The sequence below is a fragment of the bacterium genome (genome assembly GCA_037143175.1).
Lineage (GTDB): Bacteria > Verrucomicrobiota > Kiritimatiellia > CAIKKV01 > CAITUY01 > JAABPW01.
In genome coordinates this window covers 22,841-35,985 of the sequence record JBAWZF010000008.1, presented here as the reverse complement: position 1 = coordinate 35,985, position 13,145 = coordinate 22,841, and the positions used below count along the sequence as shown (strand labels likewise).

At 55.2% G+C, this 13,145-nt stretch carries 6 protein-coding genes; 3 read left to right on the top strand and 3 right to left on the bottom strand.

What is annotated here, in order from left to right:
* Nucleotides 1–18: 18 nt before the first annotated feature.
* The 3 genes from WCI03_04795 to WCI03_04785 all read right to left on the bottom strand — a co-directional run bounded on the left by WCI03_04795 (nt 19) and on the right by WCI03_04785 (nt 8,651).
* Nucleotides 19–5,004, bottom strand: coding sequence for a tetratricopeptide repeat protein (locus tag WCI03_04795; protein ID MEI8139168.1), 4,986 nt, complete (start codon nt 5,002–5,004; stop codon nt 19–21).
* Nucleotides 5,001–6,929, bottom strand: a complete 1,929-nt coding sequence (locus WCI03_04790) for a hypothetical protein (GenBank protein ID MEI8139167.1) — start codon at nt 6,927–6,929, stop codon at nt 5,001–5,003. Before WCI03_04790 ends, WCI03_04795 begins: the two co-directional genes overlap by 4 nt.
* Nucleotides 6,930–6,992: 63 nt before the next feature.
* Complete coding sequence (locus WCI03_04785) at nt 6,993–8,651, bottom strand: glycosyltransferase (GenBank protein ID MEI8139166.1); 1,659 nt, start codon at nt 8,649–8,651, stop codon at nt 6,993–6,995.
* Nucleotides 8,652–8,831: 180 nt separating this feature from the next.
* On the opposite strand from WCI03_04785, the gene WCI03_04780 reads away from it, so the two are divergent.
* The 3 genes from WCI03_04780 (at nt 8,832) to WCI03_04770 (ending at nt 13,101) form a co-directional block, all read left to right on the top strand.
* On the top strand, nt 8,832–10,874 hold the full coding sequence (locus WCI03_04780; GenBank protein MEI8139165.1) for a family 10 glycosylhydrolase: 2,043 nt from the start codon (nt 8,832–8,834) through the stop codon (nt 10,872–10,874).
* Between the two features lie 156 nt (nt 10,875–11,030).
* Nucleotides 11,031–11,882: a TonB family protein gene (locus tag WCI03_04775; protein ID MEI8139164.1), complete on the top strand. Its 852-nt coding sequence runs from the start codon at nt 11,031–11,033 to the stop codon at nt 11,880–11,882.
* 19 nt (nt 11,883–11,901) lie between these two features.
* A complete protein-coding gene (locus tag WCI03_04770; protein ID MEI8139163.1) occupies nt 11,902–13,101 on the top strand; it encodes a hypothetical protein in 1,200 nt (399 codons plus the stop codon).
* The last annotated feature ends 44 nt before the right edge of the window (nt 13,102–13,145 follow it).

Sequence of the window (13,145 nt, the reverse complement as noted above, 5' to 3'; positions counted from 1 at the left end):
AATCGCCATCAATCGTTACTACCACCGGAGATTCAGATAGGCCTCAACGGTTGTACGGTTATAGATTGGCCCTTCCTGATACTGGAAGTTGGCGCCGAGGTTCAAGCGCTGGGTCATTTTATAGATCCCACTCACTTTACCGCCAACCACATAGCGCCACGCCGTACCACGCTCCTTGGCATAACCGGCCTGCCCACTCAACTGTCCGCCCCACTTGACTCCCGTTCCCTGTAGCGCCGCATAGACCTGATGCTGCTGCAACTCGGTGGGCGACCAATATTCAGGAACGTCCGTCGTACTGTCAGCAAACCTTCCGGCATAGCCCACCCCGATGTAGGGAGTCTCTTTCAAACGCCGGAGAAACCTCACATTACCCCACCAGGTGTCATTACCATCACTACGCTGAGTCAGCGAAAGATCGGCAAAACAATCCCAGAAATCATACAGGCGGGAATAGGTTTCCACCCCTTCGCGGTGTGAGGTGATCCCCTTGCGCAAGGCCTCAACGGTTTCCATCATTTCCATGCGGCTGATGAGACTCACATACCCTTTAAGCCATGGATTCGGCAAGCGTAGTCGTGCCCGCCACCCGGTCTCGTCCGGCAGGGTATCCATCAACCACTCCTGAAAACCGGCCTCCAGCCAGACCTCAGGGGCGATATAGGCAAGGAACCCAAGATCTTCAGATGTGGCCCGCTCATGGCCGTTCCCCTTCTGTTCCCAGTTGTGGCGCTTGAGCCCCGCTTCCCATCGTAGCCAATCCCGTATCGGCCCCTCACCGCTGAGGCCTGCCGCCCAATAACTCCGATCCTCATTATCCCACCAGGCGGTCGCATCGAGTGTCGCAGTCGGGCGCCGCATATTCGTAACTTTCTCCAAGAGGACCGCAGGCCGCGGGTCATCCGCCGGCGCCAGCTTGACCGCCTCGCGGGATTTTTCAAGGGCCTGCGCCAGATCCCCTTCGATGGCGGCATTCGCCCCTTGATTGAAGGTCACCTCAAAGGGATTCGCCCCCGCCTCGGCAGCTTTCCGGAACCAGTGGGACGCCACCTCACATTGCCCGTGCCAGTAATACAGTTTGGCCAATTCAAGCCGGGCACGCACAACCGAGTTTCCCTGCAAAATGTGATTTTCCAAAGCCGTCAAATCCCAGGAGGGCGGAACCGCTTTGACAGGGATCCTTAAGGGATCCGGCAGACTCGAGACAAACCCATTATCATCTCTGCAAAATGCCGTTGTAAATGACCGACTCACGGCATTTGAAAGCGCCTCCATGGCGGCAGGGTCGGTATCCAAAGACAGCTGACCATAATCTCCACCCGGATAATAAAACACAGGCGCCTTGCCTTCGCCCACATTTGCAGCAGCACCGGACAAAATGCCAGTCACACGCTCCCTCATGGATTCCATCGTTTCCTGTTCACCCTTGATCAAGATACGATGCGTAAGCGGATTCCCCTTAACCCCGTCCGCACGGACAACCGCCGCGCCCAAATCCGGACACGTCACACCTATCTGCCACCGGCCTGTCCGCCGTAACTCGGCCAAACGTTGAGGAGACGCCATCCGGGGCAGCGCTGTTTTCAAGCTACGCGGATCCACCACCATCACAGCAGAGGCTTGATATTTTTGAAGGATGACGTCCACCGCCTCCACAACGGCGCGGTCAGGCTGGACCAATAGGATCATCACGGTTTTTCCCTTCGGCGGATCCGCCGGCATTTTGGTGACAAAACTGTAGCCATTGGACGCCAGACAGGCAATATGCGAACCGATTTGTGCGGTCGTATTCCGTCCGGGATAAGCATGCACAGTCGTATCCCCATAGAGCAATAGTGCCGTCACGGATTTCTCATCACGCCCCGCCAACGGTTCCAGCATCCGTATGGCTCGGGAAAATCCATCCGCCTCTGCGAGAGTCATGGCATAACGCCGCACGGCCATATCATCCCAAGGCCGGGCTTTGGCCAACCGCTCCGCATAGGGAATGGCATGGCGGGGCCGTCGTGCCACCAACTCCTGATCCCGGAGGAAAACCAGGCTTGGCGCCAACAAGGGGTTGCGCCCCAAAAGCGCCTGATGGTGATCCATCGCCTCTTCACTACGGCCACAAGCGACCAACGAACGCCCTAATAACAACGATTGAGATGTGGAGCCCGGATCATCCACCACACATGCCTGGGCAGCGGCGACCGTGGCGGTGGGCGCCTCTGCTGTCGCAATCATTTCAAGATTTTCGGCAAGACTCTGCCGGAGCGAGGAAGAGCCCGCAAAGCTCAACCCCTCCTGCGCCTTAAGGACCGCGTCAGCCGGGCGCCCTAATGCGGCAAGGATTTGGACCAGGGATTCGTAACCGAGAACTGTCGGGCTGCGTCCCAGACTCTCCACCAAGGTCTCTACAGCCGCCGCGCCTTTGCCGGTACGATATTGGGCCATGGCCATTTCTGTGGCATAGTAGGGCACGTCAGGGAAGGTTAGATGCAGGAATTGCCAAACCTCCAGCGCTTTTTCATCCTCGCCCAGATCAGTCCACATCAGGGCCATGGTATCCCGTAACAGGGCCGCCCCTTCATCTACCCGCAGTGCCATCCAGTCTGCTTCCCGTCGGGCCCGCTCAAAATCTCCAAGCTGGACTCCACAATCAAAAATGAATTTATGGATATCTGCCTGCCCCGGCTCGGCATCCACGCTGGCCTGATAGGCCGTAATGGCGGCCGCGAAATCTCCCTTTATTTCCGACTGTTTTCCCGTCACCCCCAAACGTACGGCCACCGACGTCGTATGATCCAGCAAATTGCTCAGCAAGAGAAACCCGCGGGGCTCATCATTCAACCGCTGGCTTAATTTCCATGCCAGCGGCCATATCAACCGGTTGGGATCCCGCTCCAATCCCTTTTCATATAAGCCTAGTGCCGCCGACAAATTGGCACGTTGCGTTTCATCGTGCCCATAGGCAAAATAGAGATCCGTCACACGCACGCCCTGATCTGGCCGATTTGTCAGGGCGACTGCGAGTGAATCGAGCGTCTCCACCGCACCAGGAATTCCAGAACAGACCCGCAATGCGTCAACAACAAGTGCCACATCCGCTGGCGCCGCCGTGGCAACACCGGAGGCAATGAATGCAGTGAAATATTGAGGGGTTCCCGCCACCACTCCGTTCAAGGCCCGGGCAGATCCCAAGTAGAGTCCAGTCCACTCCCGATCTGCACCCGTCTCCCAGGCCCTGACGAGGAATGGTTCCGCCGCCTTCATGCGTCCGCCTTTAAAAAAATCCATCCCGGCAGCCAACGGGGTTGTCTCAGGCAACCACTGCGCATGCCGCTCAAGTGCCAGATCTTTCTGACCTTCCTCCGCCATGCGCCCCACAATCTGACGCACAAACCGCACACGATCTGGCACCCCCTGATCCAGGGCTTTTCCCCACGCCGAACAGGCATTCGTTTTTTCGCCAAGTGCCCAGAGTGTCCACCCTAATTCATGAAAGGTATTCACATTACCAGGTTTGAGAATGATGGACTTTTCCAATGCCGCTTTTGACTCGGTATATTGCTGGCGCCGCGCCTGTACGGTCCCGAACTGCAACCATGCCTCCGCATTTTCCACATCATTGGTGACAGCCAGCACCGCCACTGCATACGCAGCCTCCAGCTCATTCTCCGCCATGAGAGCCTTGGATTTCTGGGTCAACAGGGTTCGATCAAGCGCATTCGCTCTAGGGATATCCCCCACCTCAAACCAAAATTCAGCCAGATCCTTCTGGGTTCGCCCGAATGTTTCTTTCCCCAGCGAATCAATGGCCTTAAGTTCACGGCGTGCCTCTTCCAGTTTGCTGCTTGCCAAAAGGTCCCTTACCAGAAATACCCGGAGCACCAATTGATCCGGGGAAACGGCCAGACTTTTGCGATATCCCTGCACGGCGGCCTCAAGATCGCCCTGATAATGAGCCATCCGCGCTGTCATGCCATCCCGCACCGCCGGGTTTAAAGCGCGAGGCAATAACGCGGCCAAACTGGCACTCACCGCCTCAGGCTTGCCCGCCTGCTCCTCCAATAAACTCCAGTCGGCCCAACTGATACGGTTGGGATCCAGTTTCATAGTCTGGCTATATAAAAACGATGCTGTTACCCCATCGTTCCGGCGCCGTGCGGAGGCGGCCGCTTTCTCAAAACGGTCGGCCAAGGCCACACGCTTCTCCTGCTCAGCGGGATAACGAGCAACCAACTGCCGCCAAATACCTTCACTCGCAGCATCAACCTTCACCGCGAGCATGCAATCCCAAAGCAATTCAACCTGCTCCTCATTTAAGGATCCGGGAGCCTGGTCCATGACCAATTTCAGACAGGCATTCATACGGCTCCATTTTCCCCGCCGGCTGTCGATACTGGCAAGATAGAGAGCCACTCCGGCGCGATTGTCACCCACCTCCCAGGCTGCCTCCAGAAAGGCAACTGCCGCCAGACGCCGCCCCCCCTTGAAAAGGGTGACCCCCAATTCGCTCACGGTGAAGCCGGGCTTCCAGCGCTTATACAACTCCAGCGCCTTGGTCTCATTCCCCGTCTCAGCCAGTTGACTAAGGACGCGCGTGATAACGGCATCACGGTCCCCCAGATTTGCCTGAACCAGCACATCAAGGTTCGCCAGCGCCTTCTCGCGATCTTCATTCCAGAGCAGCCAGGCCAATTCCCGATTGATCACAGGATCCCGGGGTGCGATCAGCAAGGCGGTTCGAAACGCCTGAGCGGCGGTATTGGTATCACCCGCTTGCAACCGAAGGGTGCCTAGCAATTTCCACCCCTCTGCATATCCCGAGTCCCGCGCAACGGCTATTTCCGCCAACGATCTGGCTTTTGCCTTATCCCCGGCGGCCATGGCATCGCGCCCCACCTGAACGATTTTCACCACCGACCATTGCGCCATGTCCGGCTCATAAGCGGTCTCTGCAACTCCAGAACGACAGCTTAACATCGCAACAGTCACCATCAGGAATCCGAACATTTTCATGGGTTCTTTCCTTCTTCTTCAGGCCACACCATAATTTGATCTACCCGCGGAAACTGGCGGACAACCCGCTCATCACCCACCACTAACTGGGTGGGCGGATGACGCCGCAAAAATTCTGCGGCCACCCGCAATGAATTCGTGCCCGTCATATCCAACCATACATGATCCATCTGATTGGTCACAGAAAGCGGCATCCGCTCCTCATTTTTCACGCGATGCATAATCCCAAAACCCTGGGCTCGAAGCGGCTCAATCCATTCTGCTTGAGCCGAATTCACTACAAAACCCTTAATAAAGGGGCGAAGATCCTGGTGGATAAATCGCGTCACCATCGCTTCTACCTGCGTGGCAGGCATCTCCCCATTGGTCGCCGTCATAAGAATCGGCCAAACCTCAGCCCCTTCCGCAACGGCCTGAATACAGTCGAGGCATTGCTGCCCCGTCACCGCCTCACCCAACAGGGGAAAGGGCACAATGTAATCAGTGATCTGAGCACGCTGATCGGGAGGAAGACCCGCCCAGGAATTTGCCACCACGCCCTGCCGGCGCAGGGGCTTCACCTTCAAATTCGTTAGCGAAACGGCTCCCCCACGACTCTCAAACCCGATCACCCCCGAGGCACGGGGAACAGACAACGGAACAGGACCGAAGGCCGGGACATCATTCACGACCAACCAGGCGCGAAGCCCTTTTACCCTCCACTCCAACCGGATCACCTCTCCCGTGGGTGTTGAAACGGCCTTCAGGGTCACGGGCACTCCGTTACGGGATTCCTGCAATCGGATGGCCTTGTCATCCATGGATAGCCGCAGGCATTCTGAAGGACTTAACATCCGGGCATAACAGACCGCAATCGAGTGCGGCGCACGCCGGATATCGGCGGAAATCCGGGCATCGGTCCACAGGTCGCTCCCCCGAATCCATGCCGCATCTTCATCATCGAGCCTCAACGTATCATTCAGGATCCGGGCCCGACCAAACAGATTCCACCGGTCACTTGACCCCACCTCCACCACACGCGCAGCCAATGGCTGGGCGCGGCGGAGGGCCGTCAACACCTGTGCCGCCGACCAGTCTCCATTCACTCTGAGCCGGGTTAATGCATAGGGGTTCCGACCCGGCGGATTAAACGGGTTTGAGGCAAGGACAAAGGCCATCCGATAATGCGCATTCACCCCGGAATAATTAACCTCTCCAGCCAGAGGCTCAACACCGGCACGACGGCCATCATCGGCATAGGGATACACATACGCTAACACCGGACTCCCGTTCAACTTCGCCAACACCTCCGCTGATACGCGGTAGTCCTCCTTGATTCTGGCGCTGAATTCATCGTCCGTCTCCATCCGTTTCTCTCGGGAAATCCATTTCCGGGTACTCAAGAAGTGATCCTTGCGCCCCTCGGAAGTCACCTGCAGTTCAATCGTATTACCTCCCATACTGGCAATCCCCCACTGCGGCATGGCGACAATTTTCCGGATATCCCCGTTCTTGAGGCAGGACTCGTCCCAACTCTCCATGGAGGACGTGGGCACACACAGGGTGGCCCGCATCCCGAACTTGCGCAGAACCGGATGAGCACGGATAAAAGTTTCCTTACGAGCCCCCTCAAAAAGAATGAGCACCGCCTTATCGGGCAACGGGGCGCGCCCCTCCAAAAAAGCAAGTGCATCCTCCGTCGTAATGGTGCGATATCCTGCCGCTTGTAAAGCCTCTAAATGCGAACGTAAGGTCTTGGACGAGGGATAGATGGTATTTTCATCACGGGTTACCCCTGCGTATGAAATCGCCATAAACCCATCCCAATTGGACCAGAACTCAGGCGTGTAATCCAACGGAGGTGAAGGCCTGAGCACAGTCCAGAGGATACCCACCACCAGCCCTGCAAAGACAAACCATTGAAGGAAATTCAGTACTCGTTTCATGATTCATACCCCATTCGTCCAGATAACAATCCGACTCCGGTGTCGCCATGGCGTCGTATGCGGTTAATTTCGGGTCCCCCACAAGGTACGCGAAAACGTCAATACCGCCCACGGCAGCTGCCAGATCAGTACAAACATATAATAGAAACAAAACAGAATCCCATAGAACCACAGCCGGGATCGCTTTAAGAAAAGATAGGTACAGCTCATCAGGCAACTCATCAAAAACACCCCCAGAATATAGATGATCGGCGACCGGTGTTGAAGCAACGGCACATAGAGCAACGACCTCAGCACGATCGCCGGCCCTAGTAGTGGCAGTATAAACCCGAGATAGAACGAGATGGACATCAGGGGGGGGCGCTTCCACATAAACCCACACCCGCGCAGGGTTTCCCTGAACCAGGACCGTTTCCAGCGCATCTGCTGGCGTAAGAATGTCCGATGGTCATCCGGGACAATCGTTGTGGTAATCGCATCGTCCGCATACACAACCTTGAGTCCCCGCATCAACAATGAATTGGTCAGGCTCCGGTCATCTCCAAAGGTGGCCGGCTTTCCCCAAAAGGTTTGATTCAGCCATTCCTCGCGCACCGACATGAAGAGCTCTTTGCGATACGCCGCCAGCGGGCCCGAGAGGCAGGTGACAGAATCAAAAACACTTTCAGCCGCCTTCATCACCTTGAAGGCAATATAATACCGCACCGCCTGCATCCGCGTCAGGGTGTTGGTCCAGATATTCTCAACATCACAATGCCCGGTAACAGCCGCAACTTCCGGATCCGCAAACGGCTTCAACAGATTCCTTAACGCCTCCGGCGCCAGAAAACTGTCAGAATCAATGAAAATCAGAAAATCCCCCGTTGCCCGCTCTGCCCCAGCCGACATCCCATGCCGCTTGCCGAGCGATTTCGTATGCGTAATGACTTCCACCTCGGGATATTTAATCCTGGCTTCTTCAATGGATTTCTCCGTCCCATCCGTGCTGCCATCATTGATCACAATGAACTGCATCCGGTCAACAGGATAGGCCGATTCCATCACCTGGGCGATCATACGCCCCACATGCTCACGCTCATTGAAAACAGGCGCAATAACAGTGATTTTAGGCAAATCTTTTAACGGTTTGTGCCGCCGGTAGAACGAGGCAAAAATGAATCGCGTGATTAGATAGCTCGCCACCAGGATGCTGTAGAGGAAAATAGGCACATCAAGCCAGAAGAGATAGAGGTTCTCATATTTCATGAGCAGCACAATGCTGATCACAAAAATGAAAAACATCACCGCACTCCAACGCAACCGCGCCCAGGTCGTTCGCGCTAATCGAATGCCCAGCGGTTCTTCAAACTCAATGCCATATTTATTACCCGAAGGATGCCGATAACGTACCGTGGCCTTGGATTTCCATTCCCCCTGAATGAATTGCTCCGGCATGACACCCTGCGGAATCGAAAACTCCAGCACGACCTCGGACACTCTATCAGGAATATCGAGACCCTCCAACATCACCCCCCCCTCTGAGATGTCTATCACAGTGGCGGTCATCACCTGCGGATCCCCCTGCGCGGGTGTATATTGCACAGTCACTGCAAACGACGCCAGATACCTCAAAAACTGACGCCGGTCACTGGCGTTAGCCCTGGACAAATTCCGCCTTCGCCGGTCAAATCTGGAGACCGGATAATTATTTGCTTTTCCTTCCGCCTCTTTATGTTCATCCATGATTGCACCCAACCGCTGAAACCCGTATCCATTCTTTATCGCCCAGCAAGTTATCTAGAACGTTTAAAGAATGCCAATTATTTTCCGGTTACGCAAGTAATAATACTAATTAGGTGTCATTATGAAAGTTAAACGCGAATTACCTTGCAGATCGCTCTCCATGAAAAGTATGTATGCGGCATGACAACAGGTCACCCATGGATTCGACTACGTCAGTTTCTCTTTATTCTTTCCTCTGCGGGACTCCTTGGAGGTTGCGTGGCCCATTCACCTCCCGCCCCGCCCCCTTCCCGGCCAAGCGCTACTCAACCCCTACGAATTCCACCGTTATTAAAAACCACGCCCGTACTACTCATTAAGCCTAGCTCTTCGATAGCCATTACGTCCGAACGCAGCTACGCTGAAAAAGTTTCCGACCGCTTACAGAGTTGGATTCAAAGTGTGGGCATCCCCGTTAATCCGGTATCCGATGACCAGTTCGCCACTGGTATATTCCCCGATGCACGCATCGCCATCCTGCCATATAACTCCACCCTAAGTGCGAGGGAGTTGCTTGCCTGCCGTCGGTTTGTGGAGGGCGGAGGGAAATTAATTGTGTTGTTTTCAGCAGACCCGAAGCTCGCCACCCTGATGGGATTCCGCCTGGGCACTCCCATGCGAGCGCCAGGGGCCGACTCGTGGAACGCATTCTGTTTTATTGAGAACGCTCTTCCCTCCGCCCCCCTGCGGATTGAGCAAACATCAGTCTCTCTCCTCCCCGCTTACCCCGCCGAACAGAATGCACGGGTGATCGCCTGGTGGGAAAGCACGTCCGGCCACCTTCCTCGCGAACCCGCCTGGCTTCAATCAGAACGGGGCTTCTGGATGTCGCATATCCTGCTGGAAAGCGATGTCCCTGCAAAAAAACGCCTTCTTATCAGCCTTCTCGGAGCCTGTGATCGCAACTTATTGAGGGCCGCCGCCTCCCATGCCGTCAATGAAGCCGGGAAACTGGGCAAATACCAAAGCGCCACCCACGCGATTGATTCCATCCGACTTCAGGCCCAGAACAATAATGCCAGCATGACCGCGCAACCCTTTCTGGCCAAAGCAGAGCGCCTCAGAGTTGAACTTCCTCTTGATTATCAGAATGGAAACTATGCGCAGGTTATTCAGTCAGCTTGCCTATTGGATGCCACCCTGACGGAAGCCTTTGCCTCAATTCAACGAGCAAAAAGAAACGAATTTCGAGGTGTGTGGAATCATTCCGGAACAGGCTTTGGTCCCGGCTTGTGGGACCCGACCTGCCAGACGCTTGCCCAGGCGGGCATGACGGCCGTTCTCCCCCACGTTCAACGTCCCTGGTGCGCTCACTACCCCAGCCGCCTGATACCCGCCTCGGATATCCTGACGCGTTACGGCGATCAGATGGCCGACTGTTGTGTCGCTGCCAAACGCCATGGTCTCGAAACACACGCCTGGGTAATTCTCTGGAATATGGAAGGCGCACCGGACAATGCCCTGGTGCCCTACCGGAAAGCCGGACGGCTTCAGGTGTCATCAGCTGGCACCCCCATTTCCTGGCTCTGTCCATCCCACCCCGCCAACCGGGCGCTTGAACGCGCCCTGATCAAAGAGTTAGCGGTGCGCTATCCGCAACTCGACGGTATCCACCTCGACTATACCCGGTTCAAATCGCAGGATTATTGCTACTGTAATGGCTGCCGATCCCGCTTCGTTCAAGCCACCGGCACCTCCATCAAACACTGGCCGGCGGATGTCCGCAGCGGCACTAGGCAAGCCGCATTCCGGCAATGGCGCAGGAATCTGCTGACCCAATTCGTGAAGGATATCCACCAGGATCTAAACCAGATCAATCCCAAAATGAAACTCTCGGCATCCGTCTACCCCATTTACCCTGGAGTTCGCGATTCCATTGCTCAAGACTGGGGCGAGTGGCTCAGACTGGGGTTACTGGACTTTGTGTGCCCCATGAGTTATACCGCCAATTCCAACAAATTCATCGAATGGTACCGCAAGCAAGTCTCGTATCCTGGCGTCGAAGGCAAGGTGTATGCAGGCATTGGGGTCACCTCCATGGAATGCCGCCTCACTGCCGTGGAGACCATCAGCCAAATCAATGCCTTGCGCCAGGAAGGGGCTACCGGCTTCACCCTCTTTGAAGCCAATCCCACCCTGAAAAACGATATCCTTCCTTATTTGCAAATGGGGACGACAAAGTAAGCTGATAGGTTGCTAAGTTGATGAGTTGTTGAGTGAAATCGCAAAAGACTTTTTATCTCCGCAACAACTCATCAACTTGACAACATAACAACTGGCCATCTCCTCCACTTGATTGCTTTGACCGCGTCGGACTTCTGCGCTATTTTTTCAGTTCGCATGAATGAACCCAGTCAAAACTATACAACTGAACTGCTTGTGGTCACAGTCTGTCACGGACTGCTGATCGGGGCACTCATTGCCGTTTCATTCATTCATGGCTGCGACGCTCCGGTCTCAGATATCAGCTCCCCCATGGAACTGATTATCGAGGCACCGCCCAGTGACTCCAGTCCGATCCCCACTGAGCTTGCCCCTCAACCTCCTCCCGAAAAAGCACCGGAGAAAACGCCAGACAAGCAAGTTGAAGAACCGAAGGAGGACACCCAGCCCGACCCGGATGAAGTCCCTGTACTGAAGCCAAAAGAAAAAGACAAACCCAAAAAGAAATCTGACCTCAAACCACCGGAACCGGCCAAGCAGGACAGTAAAACATCCAAAATCAAGATTAGTAACAAGATCGTCAAACGTCCCCTTCCCAGCGGCAAGGGAAAACTCACGGCCGAAGAAGTTCGCAAACTCCTCGATCGGGGCGCAAAAATAGGTAAAAAGTCCAGCCTTTCCGAAGCTGATATGCGGCGCCTGTTGAATAGCGACAGCAAGTTCGGGGAAGGCTCAGCGGTAACGCAGGAATTCATCGTCCTCGATATGGTGCGCCAGGCTATGTATCGCGCCTGGAATCAGCCCACGGATATCGGGATTGCCGGGCTGGTCACCCGCGTGGAATTGACCTTTAATCCGGACGGCACCATTGTCGGTAGCCGGATTCTCAGTAGTTCAGGGAACAAGACCATGGACGCCTCAGTTATGCGCGCCGTTGAATCTGTCCGCCGCGTGAGCAACCTGCCGGCCGGCTATCTTTCCTCCCACCGCCGTATCCCGGTTGCGTTTGAATTGACAGGAAACAATTGAAGGAGATAATGCGCCACTTATGAAAAGAATTATTATATTTTCGTTTCTTTCACTCTCGCTCATCTCTATCGCCCCCGCGCAGGAAGTCCGGGTGGTCAAAGCCTCAGGCTCCAAAACCAGTCTGGATGTATCTACCTTTGGGGCCGCTGGTGCCAATGGCTTCGTCTTCCGCCAGACCCTCACCTCGGACCTTGAGCGGTGCGGTTGGTTTTCACTAGTCCGTTCCGCCTCTTTTACTGTCACCGGATCATGTCATGACAATGCCGGTACCCTCACCGTCGACTGCCAGGTCTTGAATGTCCTGAAGTCCAGCGTGGTGCTCAGCAAAACCTACACCGATTCCTCCCCCAATGCCCGCCGACTTGCACACAAGGTGGCCGATGACATCATCATGTCCATTAAGGGCTTTCGAGGTATTTGTTCAGGTCGTATCGTCATGATCGGAACCGCTACCGGGAACAAGGAGCTTTACACCTGCGATGCCGACGGCGGCAATCTGCACCAACTCACTCACGACAAATCCATCAGTATGGCCCCACGGTGGTCGCCCGATGGCTCAAAAATTGTCTACACCTCATTTCTCAAAGGCTTTGCCGATATCTACATGATTGATTCGGCATCAGGCAAACGCTCTGTGATCTCACGCAGTCCAGGAATCAATATGGCCGGCGCCATCTCGCCCGGTGGCGGAGAAATGCTGATGGTGCTGTCCAAGGATGGCAATCCCGAGGTTTATTCAAAATCGTTCGGGAGCGGCCAACTGATCCGCCTGACCCGTACGCCACGAGCGGGTGAAGCCAGCCCGACCTGGTCGCCTGACAGCTCTCAAATTGCCTATGTCTCGGATATGGCTGGTGCCGGCTCACCCCAACTTTACGTTATGGATCGTAGCGGGACCAGCCGGCGCTTGACGTCACGCGGCAAGGAAAACGTCGATCCCGATTGGGGCGCCAACAACCTGATTGCTTTCAGCAGCCGTCGGAGCGGTCTCTATTCCGTATACATCATCAATCCCGCAACCATGGAAGAACGGCAGGTCAGTCCCTCTGATGGTAATTACGAAGATCCCTCCTGGGCTTCCGACGGCCGACACCTCGTTTGCGCCAAACGGGAAGGTGGCGGAACAAGGATATATCTCCTTGACACCATGGGAGATACCCCCGTATGTTTGACGCCATATGGTGGAAGTTGGTCCGCGCCTTCGTGGTGTGCGAAATAATCCATTTGATTGATTTAACTGAACGCAAAAAGGAATAGATAGTA